The organism is Mobilicoccus caccae (genome assembly GCF_030161635.1).
Taxonomy (GTDB): Bacteria; Actinomycetota; Actinomycetes; order Actinomycetales; family Dermatophilaceae; genus Mobilicoccus; species Mobilicoccus caccae.
This window is the reverse complement of the sequence record NZ_BSUO01000001.1, coordinates 947,816-962,119: the sequence shown is the minus strand read 5'-3', so window position 1 is coordinate 962,119 and position 14,304 is coordinate 947,816. Positions and strand designations below refer to the sequence as shown.

Annotated in this window: 11 protein-coding genes, 1 tRNA gene and 3 pseudogenes; 8 read left to right on the top strand and 7 right to left on the bottom strand. The window is 70.4% G+C overall.

Annotation, left to right across the window (positions count from 1 at the left end):
- The first annotated feature begins 14 nt into the window (after positions 1–14).
- From aroA to QQK49_RS04745, 4 genes and pseudogenes are all read left to right on the top strand, one after another.
- Positions 15–1,314, top strand: a pseudogene (aroA, locus tag QQK49_RS04760) (3-phosphoshikimate 1-carboxyvinyltransferase).
- Positions 1,311–2,381, top strand: coding sequence for a ribosome small subunit-dependent GTPase A (gene rsgA, locus QQK49_RS04755; protein ID WP_284302947.1), 1,071 nt, complete (start codon positions 1,311–1,313; stop codon positions 2,379–2,381). Before aroA ends, rsgA begins: the two are co-directional and overlap by 4 nt.
- A 43-nt stretch (positions 2,382–2,424) precedes the next feature.
- A complete protein-coding gene (gene ppk2, locus QQK49_RS04750; RefSeq protein ID WP_284302946.1) occupies positions 2,425–3,264 on the top strand; it encodes a polyphosphate kinase 2 in 840 nt (279 codons plus the stop codon).
- A 77-nt stretch (positions 3,265–3,341) separates the two neighbouring features.
- Complete coding sequence (locus QQK49_RS04745) at positions 3,342–4,142, top strand: inositol monophosphatase family protein (RefSeq protein WP_284302945.1); 801 nt, start codon at positions 3,342–3,344, stop codon at positions 4,140–4,142.
- 48 nt (positions 4,143–4,190) lie between these two features.
- Here QQK49_RS04745 and QQK49_RS04740 read toward each other — a convergent pair whose 3' ends face one another.
- The 3 genes from QQK49_RS04740 to soxR all read right to left on the bottom strand — a co-directional run bounded on the left by QQK49_RS04740 (position 4,191) and on the right by soxR (position 7,306).
- Complete coding sequence (locus QQK49_RS04740; protein ID WP_284302944.1) at positions 4,191–5,333, bottom strand: M16 family metallopeptidase; 1,143 nt, start codon at positions 5,331–5,333, stop codon at positions 4,191–4,193.
- Between the two features lie 184 nt (positions 5,334–5,517).
- The gene (locus QQK49_RS04735) at positions 5,518–6,786 is read right to left on the bottom strand and encodes a M16 family metallopeptidase (protein ID WP_284302943.1); all 1,269 of its coding nucleotides are present in this window, start codon (positions 6,784–6,786) and stop codon (positions 5,518–5,520) included.
- Between the two features lie 37 nt (positions 6,787–6,823).
- Positions 6,824–7,306 (bottom strand): redox-sensitive transcriptional activator SoxR, encoded by a 483-nt coding sequence (gene soxR, locus QQK49_RS04730; RefSeq protein ID WP_284302942.1) that lies wholly within the window; start codon positions 7,304–7,306, stop codon positions 6,824–6,826.
- Positions 7,307–7,874: 568 nt separating this feature from the next.
- On the opposite strand from soxR, the gene QQK49_RS04725 reads away from it, so the two are divergent.
- Positions 7,875–8,363: a hypothetical protein gene (locus tag QQK49_RS04725; RefSeq protein WP_284302941.1), complete on the top strand. Its 489-nt coding sequence runs from the start codon at positions 7,875–7,877 to the stop codon at positions 8,361–8,363.
- Positions 8,364–8,619: 256 nt separating this feature from the next.
- Here QQK49_RS04725 and QQK49_RS04720 read toward each other — a convergent pair.
- The 3 genes and pseudogenes from QQK49_RS04720 to QQK49_RS04710 all read right to left on the bottom strand — a co-directional run bounded on the left by QQK49_RS04720 (position 8,620) and on the right by QQK49_RS04710 (position 12,018).
- A pseudogene (locus QQK49_RS04720) lies at positions 8,620–10,210 on the bottom strand (IS1182 family transposase).
- A 61-nt stretch (positions 10,211–10,271) separates the two neighbouring features.
- Positions 10,272–10,894, bottom strand: a pseudogene (locus tag QQK49_RS04715) (MBL fold metallo-hydrolase).
- 41 nt (positions 10,895–10,935) lie between these two features.
- Positions 10,936–12,018 carry an S-(hydroxymethyl)mycothiol dehydrogenase gene (locus tag QQK49_RS04710; protein WP_284302940.1) on the bottom strand — a complete coding sequence of 361 codons (1,083 nt, stop codon included), beginning with the start codon at positions 12,016–12,018 and terminating at the stop codon, positions 10,936–10,938.
- 195 nt (positions 12,019–12,213) lie between these two features.
- Here QQK49_RS04710 and speB point away from each other — a divergent pair, with 195 nt between their 5' ends.
- From speB to QQK49_RS04695, 3 genes are all read left to right on the top strand, one after another.
- Entirely contained in the window at positions 12,214–13,176 is a 963-nt protein-coding gene (gene speB / locus QQK49_RS04705; RefSeq protein ID WP_284302939.1) for an agmatinase, read from the top strand.
- A 69-nt stretch (positions 13,177–13,245) separates the two neighbouring features.
- Positions 13,246–13,701, top strand: coding sequence for a type II toxin-antitoxin system Phd/YefM family antitoxin (locus QQK49_RS04700; RefSeq protein WP_284302938.1), 456 nt, complete (start codon positions 13,246–13,248; stop codon positions 13,699–13,701).
- 26 nt (positions 13,702–13,727) lie between these two features.
- Positions 13,728–14,048: a hypothetical protein gene (locus tag QQK49_RS04695; protein ID WP_284302937.1), complete on the top strand. Its 321-nt coding sequence runs from the start codon at positions 13,728–13,730 to the stop codon at positions 14,046–14,048.
- A 116-nt stretch (positions 14,049–14,164) separates the two neighbouring features.
- Here QQK49_RS04695 and QQK49_RS04690 read toward each other — a convergent pair.
- Positions 14,165–14,241: transfer RNA gene (locus QQK49_RS04690), tRNA-Met, on the bottom strand.
- Positions 14,242–14,304: the final 63 nt, after the last annotated feature.

Below are 14,304 nucleotides of genomic sequence, written 5' to 3'. Positions count from 1 at the left end.
ACGCGCTCCAGGTGATCCCGGATCCCGTGCTGTGGCACGCACCGTCGACGTCGACCCCGGTCGACGCGACGGTGCGGCTGCCGGGCAGCAAGTCCCTGACCAATCGCTACCTCGTGCTGGCTGCCCTCGCCGAGGGGCCCTCACGACTGCGGTCCCCGCTGCGCAGCCGCGACACCGAGCTCATGGCGGGCGCGTTGCGCTCCCTGGGAGCCGAGATCGTCGAGGTCGACGACGACTGGATCGTCACGCCGGGGGTCGTCCGCGGTGACGTCGACATCGACTGTGGCCTGGCCGGCACCGTGATGCGGTTCCTGCCGCCGGTGGCCGCGCTCGCCGACGGCCCCGTCCGGTTCGACGGCGACGAGGGCACGCCGGCGGCCCATGGCCACCGGCCTCGACGCGCTGCGCGTCCTGGGTGTCACCGTCGAGGACTCCGCGCAGGCACCCGGCCTCCTGCCGTTCACGGTCCACGGCCGCGGCGCCGTCGCCGGTGGCCTGGTCGAGATGGACGCCTCCGAGAGCTCCCAGTTCATCTCCGGGCTGCTGCTGGCGGGAGCGCGCTTCACCGCCGGCATCACGGTCGTCCACGACGGCAAGCCGGTTCCGAGCGAGCCGCACCTCGTCATGACCGTCGAGGCCTTGCGCGACGCCGGGGTGGCCGTCGACGACGGCGACTCCAACACCTGGCGCGTGGAGCCCGGGCCGATCCATCCTCTCGACGTGGTCGTCGAGCCCGACCTGTCCAACGCCGCGGCCTTCCTCGCCGCCGCGATGGTCACGGGCGGCCGTGTGCACGTACCTGATTGGCCGCACCACACGACCCAGGCCGGCGACGGCATCCGCGACATCTTCGACGCGATGGGCGGCGAGGTCACCCTCACCCGCGAGGGTCTGACGGTGACCGGTCCCGACCGGCCCCACGGGCTCGACGTCGACCTGCACGACGTCGGCGAACTGACCCCCGTCGTCGCGGCGGTGGCCGCCTTCGCCGACTCGCCCAGTTGGTTGCGGGGCGTCGAGCACCTGCGCGGACACGAGACCGACCGGCTGAGCGCCCTGGCCCACGAGATCGGGGCGGTGGGTGGCCGGGTCGAGATCCTCGACGACGGCCTGCACATCCGGCCCGGGGAGTTCCGGCCCGCGACCCTGCAGACCTACGCCGACCACCGCATGGGCATGGCCGCCGCGGTGCTCGCCCTCGGCACGCCGGGTGTCCTCGTGGAGGACATCGCCACGACCGGCAAGACCCTGCCCGCGTTCGCCGACATGTGGGAGTCGATGGTGGGCGGACCCGACACCGGCAGCCGCGGGTGAGCCGCCTCGCGAACCGCTACGACGAGAGCGACGTCCGGGTCCGGCCCGGTCGCCGGGGATCCCGCCCGCGCACCAAGGAGCGACCCCGGCACGAGGACGCGGTGATCGGCACCGTCGTCACCGTCGACCGCGGCCGGTACACCGTGCGCGTCGAGGACCACACGGTCATCGCCATGCGGGCGCGCGAGCTGGGGCGCAAGGCCGCCGTCGTCGGTGACGACGTCGCGCTCGTCGGCGACCTGCGCGGCGGGCCGGACCGGCTCGCACGCATCGTGCGGATCGAACCCCGCCGGTCGGTGCTGCGCCGCACGGCCGACGACACCGATCCGGTCGAGCGGGTCATCGTCGCCAACGCCGACCAGCTCGTCGTCGTCACGGCCCTCGCCGATCCCGAGCCGCGGCCGCGGATGATCGACCGGTGCCTGGTGGCCGCCTACGACGCCGGGCTCGATCCGCTGCTCGTGCTCACCAAGGCCGACCGCATCGACCTCGACGACCCTCCCGCGCTGCTCGCGGCCTACACCGCGCTCGAGGTGCCCATGGTCGTCACGTCGTTCACGGGTGAGCCCGTCGACGGCATCCAGCAGATCGGGGCGGTCGAGCAGGTCCGGGAGTACCTGTCGGGTCGGGTCAGCGTCCTCGTCGGTCACTCCGGGGTGGGCAAGTCGACCCTGGTCAACGCCCTCGTGCCCGACGCCGACCGCGCCACCGGGCACGTCAACGACGTCACCGGCCGTGGTCGCCACACGTCGACCTCCGCGATCGCCCTCGAGCTGCCGCCCGACGAGGCCGGAACCCGTGGATGGATCGTCGACACCCCCGGCGTCCGGTCCTTCGGGCTGGCCCACATCGACATCGACCGCATCGTCACCCACTTCCCCGACATGGCGGGTGGCCTCGAAGACTGCCCGCGTGGGTGCACGCACGACGACGACGCGCCGGAGTGCGGCCTGGACGCGTGGGTCGAGGGCGGACACGCCGGGGCGGCCGGTCGGGCGCGGCTCGACTCGTTGCGCCGCCTGCTGCACGCCCGCGGCGACACCTCGCACGGCGCGCACAACCGCTGAGGCCAAACCTCCGCCGATCGCGCCGGGGTGCCATCATCAAGGGATGGCTCAGAAGAAGAAGATGAAGAAGTCCGTGTACGAGGCCGAGCTCCTGCGTCTGCAGCAGGAACTCGTCGAGATGCAGCAGTGGATCAAGGAGAGCGGGCAGCGTCTCGTCATCGTCTTCGAGGGCCGCGACGCCGCGGGCAAGGGCGGCGCCATCAAGCGGGTCACCGAATACCTCAACCCGCGCACCGCGCAGATCGTCGCCCTCCCGGCTCCGACCGAGCGGCAGCAGACCCAGTGGTACTTCCAGCGTTACGTCGAGCAACTGCCCGCCGCCGGTGAGATCCGTCTGTTCGACCGGTCCTGGTACAACCGCGCCGGCGTCGAACGCGTCATGGGGTATTGCACCTCCGAGCAGTACCGCCGGTTCCTGCGCCAATGCCCGATCTTCGAGCGCATGCTCATCGAGGACGGAATCATGCTGCGCAAGTACTGGTTCTCCGTCAGCGACGCCGAACAGGTCAAGCGTTTCGAGTCCCGGCTCACCGATCCGATGCGGCGCTGGAAGCTCTCCCCCACCGATCTGGAATCCCTCACCCGGTGGGAGGACTACAGCCGCGCCAAGGACGACATGTTCGTCCACACCGACATCCCCGAGGCGCGGTGGAACGTCGTCGAGAGCAACGACAAGCGTGCGGCGCGCATCAACATGATCGCCCACCTGCTGGATTCGGTGCCCTACGAGCAGGTCGACCAGCCCAAGCTCAAGCTGCCCAAGCGTCCGGCGTCGACGGGGTACCGCCGCACCGACCGTTCCCTGCAGCTCGAGGTGCCCGACCACGCCTCCACCGTCGGCGACGACTCCATCCCCTCGCCCTACACCGACCCCGAGGACTGAGCACGGATCGGCGGGACACGCGCCGCGGGCGCCGATCCCTGCCCCCTCCAGGTCCTTTCGGGCGATAGCGTGGAGTCGTGCCCGACTACAACGACGACCTCCGCCTCGCCCATGTCCTCGCCGACTCCGTCGAACGCGTCACGATGGGGCGCTATCAGGCCGAGGATCTCGTGGTCGAGTCCAAGCCCGATCTGACGCCCGTCAGCGACGCCGACCGGGACGCCGAGGAGCTGATCCGCAGCCAGCTCAAGCGGGCGCGTTCGCGCGACGCCGTCCAGGGTGAGGAGGGCGGCACCACCGGGCACGGCAGCCGCAAGTGGATCGTCGATCCCATCGACGGCACGAAGAACTACGTCCGCGGAGTCCCCGTGTGGGCCACTCTCATGGCGCTGGTGGAGGACGACGAGGTCGTCGTCGGTCTGGTGTCGGCGCCGGCGCTCAACCGCCGCTGGTGGGCGGCGCGGGGCACGGGCGCCTGGACGGGCCGCTCGCTCGCGGGCGCACGGCGCATGAAGGTGTCCTCGGTCTCGAGCCTGACCGATGCCTCGTTGTCCTACTCCGAGCTGACCGAATGGCGTGCGGCGGGCCTGCACGAGCAGTTCCTCGGCCTCACCGACGACGTGTGGCGCACCCGCGCCTACGGCGATTTCTGGTCCTACATGATGGTGGCCGAGGGCGGTGTCGACATCGCCTGCGAGCCCTCGCTCGAGGTGCACGACATGGCCGCTCTCGTGCCGATCGTCACCGAGGCCGGTGGCCGCTTCTCCTCCCTGCAGGGTGAGGGCGGGCCGTGGGGCGCAGGCGCCCTGGCCACCAACGGGCTGCTGCACGACCAGGTCCTCGACCGCCTTCGGGCGACGGACTCCGCCGCCTCCTGACCGCTCACCCCCGCCTCACCCCCGCGGCAGCGAGGCGGACGTGAGGTGTCAGGAGACGACGGACACGGGGTGGCCGAGCGCCTCGAGCGGACCGACGATCCGGTCGGCGTCACCGACGATCACGACGGTCCGCCGCCGGTCGATGTGATCGACGTAGGCCTGTGAGACGCGCTCGGCCGACAGGGCCAGGGTGTCGGCGAGCACCTGCGTGGTGTGGGCGGTGCCCAGTCCGTCGAAGGCCCGCGCGGCGGCCTCCGCGGCCACCGCGTCGGCGGTGGCGTATCGGCCGGGAGCGGTCAGGGCGAGGAAGTCGACGCCGGCGGAGGTCTCCTCCGCGGTGAACCCCTGCGCGGCGTCATCGAGGATCCCGAGGGTGAGTTCGAGTGCCTCGGCGGTGACCTCGGTGCGGACCGATCCCGAGGCGATGAACAACCCACCGGAGGTGCGCGGCCGGGACACGGCACGCATGCCGTAGGTGTATCCCTTCTCCTCGCGCAGCACCGCGTCCAGGCGGGCGTTCGGAGATCCGCCGAGGAGGTAGGCGAGCACGGGGAACGGCGCCCAGCCGCCCGGGACGCGGCGATCGGGTCCGGCGCAGCCGAGATACAGCTCGCTCTGCACGCTGCCAGGCCGGTCGACCACGACGATGCGCGCGGCGTCCGTGGCGCGGCGCAGCGGCTCGGGCTCGCCCTGCGCACCCGGGCCGGACCAACCGGCGAACGCCGAGTCCACCAGACGGCTGACCGGGAGTCCCCGCAGGTCACCGGCGACGACGACGGTCGACCCGCGCGGTGAGAGACGTGCGTGATGGGCGCGGACGTCCTCGGACGTCAGGGCCGCCACGGTCTCGCGCGAACCCGCCGTGGGCCGCGAGGCTCGGGTGCCGTCGGCGTAGAACGTGGCCGCGAACTCGCGGGCCGCACGCATGCCGGGGTTGGCGTCCTCCTGGTCGATCTCGGCCAGGCGCGTCCGGACATGACGTCGCACCTCCGCCTCGCCGAAGCGCGGCCGGGTCACGACGTCCACCGCGAGCTCCAGCGCCTCGGCCAGGCGCCGCGACGGGACGTCGAGGTCGACGGCCAGACCCCGCTCGCCGACGCCGGCGTGCATGGCCACACCGGTGCGTTCGAGGAGTTCGACCATCTCCTCGGCGTCGTGCTCGCCCGCCCCCTCGTCCAGGGTGCGTGCCATGATCGAGCCCACCCCTCGAGGTGCACCGGTTCGGAATCCAGCGGCAACGGGGAGACGATCTGCACCGACACCACGTGCTGACCGGGGATGTCGAAGGTCAGCAGGTCGGCGCCACATCCGAGGTCGTGCCGCTGCGGCTCGGGAAAGGTCCACGGGCCGGGGCGAGGGATGACGGGTCGGGTGCTCATGCCTGGCCTCCTGCGTAGGCGACGACGGCTCGATGCTCAGGCCGCAACCACGCGCGCGCGGCCTCCTGGACGTGGTCCGCGGACAGCGCGTCCAGCCGGTCGAGGTAGGTGTTGATGCCGCCGGGGTCGGCGTAGAGGGTCGTGAGTCGCCCGATCTGGTCGGCGCGGTGCTCGACGTCGCCGAGGGTCGAGAGCCACTCGCGTTCGTTCTGGGCCGAGGCGGCCTGCATCTCCACATCGGTGGGCCCGGTGGCCGCGAGGTCCTCGAGCTCGGCGACCACGGCGTCCTCGAGTTCGTCCAAGGACACCCCGTCGACGGGCTGAGCGGCGAGGAATCCCAGCGAGACCCCGTCGGCGAGGCCGAGCGCGGCGCTCGAGGCGAAGGTCGCGATCTCACGGCCGCGGACGAGTCGCTTCTCCAGGCGGGAGATCGCGGTCCCACCGAGGATCTCCATGGCCAGGGAGGCCGCGTCGAAGTCGGTCGTGTGGTCCTGCGGGAGGCGGAAGCCCAGGTAGAGGCGGGGTGCGGGGACCTCCTGGTCGACCTCGACCCTGCTCGCCTCCCCCGGCGCCAGGGGCGGGGTCGAGGCCGGGGGCACGTCCGCGCCCGGGGTCAGCGGACCGAAATACCGCTCTGCCGCGGCGAATCCGTCGTCGGGCGAGACGTCTCCGCACAGGGTGAGCACCGTGTTGCCCGGGTGGTAGTAGCGCCGGAAGAAGGCGTGCACGTCCTCCACGGTCGCAGCGTCGAGATCCTCCATCGACCCGATCGTCGGGTGGTGGTAGGGGTGGCCGACCGGGAAGACGCTCGCGTAGAGGTGGTGCAGCGCCTCGCCGTACGGCTGGTTGTCGTAGCGCTGACGCTTCTCCTCCTTGACCACGTCGCGCTGGTTGTCGAGGTTCTCCTGATTGACGGCGTCCAGGAGATACCCGTGCCGGTCCGCCTCGAGCCACAACGCGAGGTCGAGCGCGCTCGAGGGCAGCGTCTCGAAGTAGTTGGTGCGGTCGAACCACGTCGTCGCGTTGAGCCGCCCGCCGGCACCCATCAACGCCGAGAAGTGTTCTCCGCTCGCGACATTGCGCGACCCCTGGAACATCAGGTGCTCGAAGAGGTGGGCGAATCCGGTCCTTCCCTGCTGTTCGTGGCGGGACCCCACGCCCACCCACAGGTTGACCGCCACCACCGGCGCGGCGTGGTCCTCACTGACGACGACGCGCAGCCCGTTGGGCAGCGTCGTCTCCTCGATCGGGTAGTCCAACGGCATCACCCCAGCGTACGGTCCCGGCGCGGGTGAGCCGGACTCACTCCTCCTCGGGTGCGCCGGGGAACAGGCGACGCGCGCCGGGCGCGGACCCGCCGCCGAGGGTGTCCTGCGGGTTGTAGAGGGCGCACTGACGCATCGACAGGCATCCGCAGCCGACGCAGTACTCGAGGCTGTCGCGCACCTTCTGCAGCTCGAGGATCCTCGCGTCCAGCAGCGGGGCCCACCGCTTGGAGATGGTCCGCCACTGGGTGCGCGTCGGCGCGTCGTGGGGGTCGAGCCCGCCGAACGAGGCGCGGATCTCCTCCAGCGACAACCCGACTCGCTGACCGGCCCGGATGACGGCGAGGCGGCGCAGCACGGCCCGGTGGAAGGTGCGGTGCCCGCCCGGCGTGCGTTCGGCGGCGATGAGCCCGAGGCTCTCGTAGTGACGCAACGCCGACACCGCGACACCGCTGCGGGCTGCGACGTCGCCGATCGCCATCGGGTCCGTGCGCCGGATCGGGTCCGCAGGTCGGCTCATGGGGTTGACCTCAAGTCCACTTCACATCGTCCACTGGCGTCATGATCGCACCCGGCACCTATGACGAGGCCCTCGAGCGCTACCACGCCACCGGCCCCGAGTTCGACGGCCATCTGACCAACCACGGCCCGATGGTCGTCGAGGCGCTCGCCCGCCGCGGCGAGGGCGACCGCATCCACGCCTGGACCGACGCCTACTCCCAGCGCCTCGACGACCTGCCACGCGGCGTCGACCCGATCCGCCCGGAGGCGTGGCGTGACCCCCTCGGCGACGCCACCCGCTCCCGTGACTGGATCGGTCTCATGCTCACGCAGGTCCGCGAACAGCCGTGGAACGAGGTCCTCACGACGTGGTGGCCGCGACTCCTGCCCGGCATCGCCGCCGGGGCCACGCACGGCGTCATCCGTGTCGGTCACGCCGTGCAGGCGCTGACGGAGCACGAGACGGGGCCGCGCCTGGACGAACTGGCCCACGCGCTGGCGTACTGGGCGGCGCGGTGGGAGCCGGTGCCCACCAGCGTTCCGTTCGGCGATCTGACGACCGAGGCTGCCCTCGCCGGAGTCCCCCGGTGCCCGAGCAGGAAGACCGCATCCGCACCCGGCTGGCGCAACTGCCGACCACGCCGGGGTGGATCGAGGCGGTCGGTGCCTGGGGCCCGCCGGCAGAGCCGCTCGACGCGCTGGAGGCCGTCGTCGACGCCGCAGTCGCCCGTTACGCGCGAGGGGCGCACGGACAGCCGACGATGCTCGTCCACGCGGCCACGGCACCCGCGGCGGTCGCCCGGGTGCTGCCGCACCTCCCGACATCACTGCACGAACAGTCGGTCAGGGCTGCGTGGGCCGCCACGTGTGCGGTCGTCGCGGCCTATCGGGCGACCGGCGACCTCCCCGACACGGCACTGGAGGGGCGGACGGCCGACGACCTGTGGCAGGCGGCCCTCGCGCACGGCGGAGAGCACGTCATCAAGCTCGCCGACACCGCGCTGGCCTCAGCCGCGCGCACCGGAAACGACGACGGCCTGCACGCGACCGCACGAGCCCTGGAACTCGACGCCTGACCGCCACCGGATGCCCCTCGCGGATCGGGCAACGTCACCAGGTGTCTGCTGAAACCACCTAGGCCCACCTAGGAGACTGCTGAACAACCGGTCATCTGGCGGCGTGGGTGGCGGGCGGATCGCCGCCAAGGCCGTCGAGCGGAGAGTTTGAGTCAGCACTCTGGGTGCGACAACGGGGTCGTTCCGCCCGCCGTGGGCCATCCTGCGCGGCTCTGCAGCCGCGTGCAAGGGGCGGATTGAGCCCGCGAGGGCCCCGTCAGGCCAGGGCCCAGGCTCCGTCGATCATCGTGAGACCCATGGCGCGGAGTCGACGCAGGTTGAGGGCGGCGACGCGGTGGTGGAGCCAGTTGTTGTTCTTCTCGACGCCTCGGTATGGGACGCGTCGGGCGCCGCGGGTGAGCCAGGCGATCGAGCGTTCGACCATCGGTCGGTGCTGCCGATAGTGGGCCTGGAAGCCGTCATCGGCGGCTCGTTTGCGGTGTTCGCGTTGCAGTTGGTGGTGTTCGCCGATCAACACCGTGCGCCCGCTTGCCGAAGTGGTGCATCGCTGTCGTAGCGGGCAGCCGCGACAGGCGGCACCGAAGGTGACGGTACCCTTCGCGGACCGCTTCCTGGTGATGCCCGCCGGGCAGGTCAGGGCGTCGGCGTCGTAGCGGAAGTCATCGAGGGTGAATCCGCCTTCGACCGTGGGGCGCAGCGGCCACGGTTTGAGCAGCGGTAGCCACTTCTTGCCGTCCAGGGTGTGGAGCATGTCGCCGGTGGCGTAGGCCGAGTCCCCGAGCACCTCGACCTGCTGGTCGGTTGCCAGGGTCGAGTCGGCAGTGACCAGTTCGGCACCAACGGTGGCATCGGAGTTGGCCGGGCCGTTGGTCTTGGTCAACGCACACACGGTGGTCAACCCGGTATCGGGCTCCACCACGACGTGGGCCTTGAACCCGTCCTGGCGTCGTTTCCGGGTCTTGTGGGCGTGTCGGGTGTCGGGTGTCGGGGTCGACGGTCGAGATCACCCGATCCGGCGCCGTCTTCCGGGCGATGCGCCACCGGCCGTCGGTGCCATCGGAGTCCTCGGTCGGCTCCACGTCCTGGCCCGCGACCAGCGCCAGCAGCGCGACCGCATCAGCCGGCTTCCCGCCCGTCTTGGTGATGGCCTCGACATCCAGCACAGCGAGCAGGGCGAGTGCGTCGCCGACCAGCGCGGACACCAGCCCTTCACGAGCAGCCGGGTCGTCCCACGCGATCGGCGGCTTCCCGGTCAAGTGGTAGTCCTGTCCGGTCAACACAACCAGGCGGGTGCAGTGCTCGGTGATCAGGCCCTTGGCGCCAGGAACCTCACGACCCACGCGGCGGATCTGCGCGATCAGCTGCGTCACGGTGTCCTGCCGGGCGACCGCGTCGTCGAGGATCGTGGAATCCAGCGCCCGACGCTGCTTCCCTGCCACCGCCCCGGTTTCGGTGATCACCTCGCGGACCACCTCGAAGATCCGCTGCGGCCGGTTGCTCGCGGCCAGCCGGCGACGCCAGTAGGTCAGCGTCGACGGGTCGAAACCCGGCTTGTCGATCGCGTACCCGCACGCGGCCTTCCACCGCAGGTCGAAGGTCAAGGCGTCGACGGCTTCGCGGTCCGAATGGCCGTAGAGCGCTTGGAGCACGATGACCGAGGCAATCACCTCGCCCGGGATCGAGGGCCGACCGCGGCCGGTCGGGAACAGGTCGGCGAACAACTCGCTCGGGAACAACCGGTCCCGATGCTCGGCCAACAACGCGAACACGCTGCCCGGCTCGAGCAGATGACCAGCCACTGACTCAACATCCAGCAGCTCACGCTGCCGATCGGCCTCACCCTGCATGACCTCAGAATTTCAGGTCAGCCCGAGGACCTCGGGAGGCGCGCCATTGTTCAGCAGTCTCCTAGGCCTGGTCGTCGATCCATTTCTGACGGTCAGGGGCCTCGGCGCCGATCGTCGTGGAGTCGCCGTGCCCGGTGAGGACGAGGGTCTCCCCCGGCAGGGTCAGCAGCCGGTCGGTGACCGAGGCGACGATCGTGTCGAAGTCGCTGAACGACCGGCCGGTCGCGCCGGGGCCACCCTGGAACAGGGTGTCACCGCTGAACAGCACGGCCAGTTCGGGACTGTGCAGGCACACCGAGCCCGGGGCGTGACCGGGCGTGTGGAGGACGGTGAGGCGCGCGCCGGCGACCTCGATCGTCTGGCCCTCGGTCAGCGTGGCGTCGGGCTCCTCCTCGGGGAACACCGCGTCCCACAGCATGCGGTCGTCGGGGTGGATCCAGCGGGGGCGCCCGTCGCCTCGCTCAGCTCCTTGCTGGCGTTGATGTGGTCGTTGTGACCGTGGGTGAGCACGATGGCGCGCACCGTGCGCCCGTCGATGGCCTCGATGATGGGCTCGGCCTCGTGGGCCGCGTCGATGACGACGACCTCCTCGTCGTCGCCGAGGAGCCAGATGTTGTTGTCGACCTCCCACTCGCCCCCGTCCAGGGCGAAGGTGCCGGTCGTGATGACGCGTTCGACGCGCACGCCGTCGATCGATCCCGGCGTCGTGACGATCTCCGAGGCGCTCACAGGACCACCACCGACCGCAGAACGGTGCCTTCGTGCATCTTGGCGAACGCTCCTTCCACCGCATCGAGGTCGATGCGCTCGCTGACGAACTTCTCCAAGTCCAGGCGGCCCTGTCGGTACAGCTCCACGAGCATCGGGAAGTCGCGGTTGGGCAGGCAATCGCCGTACCAACTGCTCTTCAACGCCCCGCCACGGCCGAAGATCTCGATGAGGGGCAGGGTGACCTCGAGGTCGGGCGTCGGGACGCCGACGAGGACCACACGCCCGGCGAGATCGCGGGCGTAGAACGCCTGCTCGTAGGTCTCGGGGCGTCCGACGGCCTCGACGACGACGTCGGCGCCGAATCCGCCGGTCAGCTCGCGGATCTTCTCGACCGGGTCCTCCTCGCGGGAGTTGATCGTGTGGGTGGCGCCGAACTCCTTGGCCCACGAGAGCTTTCGGTCGTCGACGTCGACGGCGATGATGGTCGTCGCACCGACGACGCGGGCTCCGGCGATGGCCGCGTTGCCCACTCCCCCGCACCCGAAGACGGCGATCGACTCACCGCGCTGGATTCCGCCGGTGTTGACGGCGGCACCGAAGCCGGCCATCACGCCGCATCCGAGGAGGCCGACGGCGGCCGGGTCGGCCTGCGCGACCTTGGTGCACTGTCCGGCCGCGACCAGCGTCTTCTCCGCGAACGCGCCGATGCCCAGCGCCGGTGTCAGCTCGGTGCCGTCGGTCAGCGTCATCTTCTGCGTGGCGTTGTGGGTGGCGAAGCAGTACTGGGGCTGCCCCTTGTGGCAGGCGCGGCACTCACCGCACACGGCCCGCCAGTTGAGGACGACGAAGTCGCCCGACTCCACCTCGGTCACGCCCTCACCGACCGCCTCGACGACGCCGGCGGCCTCGTGTCCGAGGAGGAACGGGAAGTCGTCGTTGATGCCGCCCTCGCGGTAGTGCAGGTCGGTGTGGCACACCCCGCATGCCTGGATCGCGACGACCGCTTCACCGGGGCCGGGGTCGGGGATCACGATGTCGACGAGTTCGACCGGATCCCCCTTGCCCCGGGCGATCACTCCTTTGACGGTGCTCGGCATCACTGCCCTTTCGTCGGCGCTGTGGTGATCGCCATTCAATCAGCCGCGCCAGGGGAATGGGTACTCGACCGGGACCTGCCGCGGCGACGGGCTCCGGCCGCACCCGATGACCTAGGCTCGGACGTGAGGCTCATGGCGCGACGGCGCCTCGCCCGGGCCGCGCGAGCCGAGAGCGCCGCAGAGGGAGGATCGTCGATGACGAACGACCGACGGATCACCGGGCAGCGCGACGATCCCGATCTTCCCCGTTACGTAGGGATCGCCACCTTCGCCCTGCTTCCGAGGATCGAGGACGTCGAACACGCCGATCTCGCGGTCCTGGGCATCCCGTTCGATTCGGGCACGAGCTTTCGGCCCGGGGCCCGTTTCGGGCCGGCGCACATTCGCGAGAACTCGCGCCAACTCCATCCCTACCACCAGTCCCACGACACCTTCCCCTTCCGGGATCGGCAGGTCGTCGATGCCGGAGACATCGGCGTCGGCCCCTACGACATCGGCCGGGCCGTCGAGACGATCCATGCGCACGCCGCGCGCCTCGTGGCCGGGGGGACGAGGATCCTGGCGCTCGGTGGCGACCACACGATCGCGCTCCCGCTGTTGCGGGCTGCGGCGGGGGTTCACGGGCCGCTGGCGGTCCTGCACTTCGATGCCCACCTCGACACCTGGGACGTGCTGCACGGCGCGGACGTCTGGCACGGCTCCCCGTTCCGCCGTGCGGCCGAGGAAGGGCTGCTCGACCTCGAGCACTGCCAGCACGTCGGCATCCGTGGCGGGATCTACGATCCCGAGGAGTTGGTCGACGACCGCCGGGCCGGCTTCGCCATCATCCGGAGCGAGGCGTTCCAGGAGCAGTCGATGCAGAGCATCGCCGAGCAGATCCGCGGCCGGCTCGGTTCCCGCCCGGTATACGTGTCGATCGATATCGACGTGCTCGACCCGTCGCAGGCGCCGGGCACGGGAACGCCCGAGGTGGCGGGGATCAGCACCCGTGAGTTCTTCTCGGTGCTGCGCCGGCTGCGTGGCCTGGACATCATCGGCGGCGACGTCGTGGAGGTGGCACCGGCCTACGACCACGCGGGCATCACCGGTCTCGCCGCCGCCCACAGCGCCTGGGAACTCCTCACACTCATGGGGCTGAACGACCGCGCCGACACCTGAGAACCCTCGGCGCTGACACCTCCCGGCACCGCTTGACACTTCTGAACGTATTCAGAAACAATGTCTGTCATGGCCCTCATGACTCGTGCATCCTCTTCCGACCTCTCCCGCAGGGGTTCCGAGGTCTTCCACGCTGCCGATCAGGGTCCGGTCGAGATCACTCGTCGTGACGGCGAGACCCTCATCCTCACGCGCAAGAGCGAGCGCGACGATCAGTTCACCGTGCTCACCATGGCGGCTGACCTCATCGCCGCGTCACTTGGCCCCGACGAGGTCCCCTTCGTCGATCGCCTTGCAGATCGTTTCCCCTGGATGGGGTTCCTTACTCCTGCAGGTCGGGACATGTTTGCGAACGAGATCGTCCACAGCGCGCGCGCCTGTGCGTCCATCAAGGACTTCACGCCGTTCCTGGCCGAAATCGTCGCCTGGCGTGAGACTGCCGCAAGCAGGGCTGCCGGCTACACCACCGACTCCCAGCTCGACTGGCTCGACGAGCCGACTCCGGTCCCGCACCCCACGGACTGATCTGGGTGGCGAAGCGCAGTTCCCGAGTGGAACGACCGCTGCGTAAGTCCGAGTTCAAGGTCGTCTTCGGTACCCGTCAGGCGGCCAAAGGGTGGCAAGACCTCCTGGCCGTACAACGCGGCGTTGTGGTCGACGCCTGGGAGTTCTTGACGACCCGGCCCTGCGACAGGACTGCCGACAACTACCCCCTCAAGGATGACCTGGCCACAGTCACACGCGACGGTCGCACACACGAGCAGGGGCAGCACAAGCTGGCCGGCGGTGCGCGGATCTGGTTCTACGTCGAGGAGATGGAGGTCGTATTGATCCGCGTGTCGACGAACCACCCGCACGAGACCAAGACCTGAGCCTGGGGGCGGTCGACCAGCTACTTCACATCGACGGGTCACGGCGGCGGGAGCCTCCGTGCGTAGGCATGACAAAGGCCCCTGATCGGCGTTTCCGCTGATCAGGGGCCCTTCTGTGGTAGCGGGGGCAGGATTTGAACCTGCGACCTCCGGGTTATGAGCCCGGCGAGCTACCGAACTGCTCCACCCCGCGTCGGTGAACACCACCTTACGCGAGGGCCCTCCCATCGTCCAAATCGGGCGTCCGACGTGGTGA

Coding starts and splice junctions, on each gene's coding strand:
- ppk2 (WP_284302946.1), top strand. CDS start 2,425: ATGGCTCAGAAGAAGAAGATGAAGAAGTCCGTGTACGAGGCCGAGCTC.
- QQK49_RS04740 (WP_284302944.1), bottom strand. CDS start 5,333: ATGGCACGCACCCTGGACGAGGGGGCGGGCGAGCACGACGCCGAGGAG.
- QQK49_RS04735 (WP_284302943.1), bottom strand. CDS start 6,786: ATGCCGTTGGACTACCCGATCGAGGAGACGACGCTGCCCAACGGGCTG.
- soxR (WP_284302942.1), bottom strand. CDS start 7,306: ATGAGCCGACCTGCGGACCCGATCCGGCGCACGGACCCGATGGCGATC.
- QQK49_RS04710 (WP_284302940.1), bottom strand. CDS start 12,018: ATGCCGAGCACCGTCAAAGGAGTGATCGCCCGGGGCAAGGGGGATCCG.
- speB (WP_284302939.1), top strand. CDS start 12,214: ATGACGAACGACCGACGGATCACCGGGCAGCGCGACGATCCCGATCTT.
- QQK49_RS04700 (WP_284302938.1), top strand. CDS start 13,246: ATGGCCCTCATGACTCGTGCATCCTCTTCCGACCTCTCCCGCAGGGGT.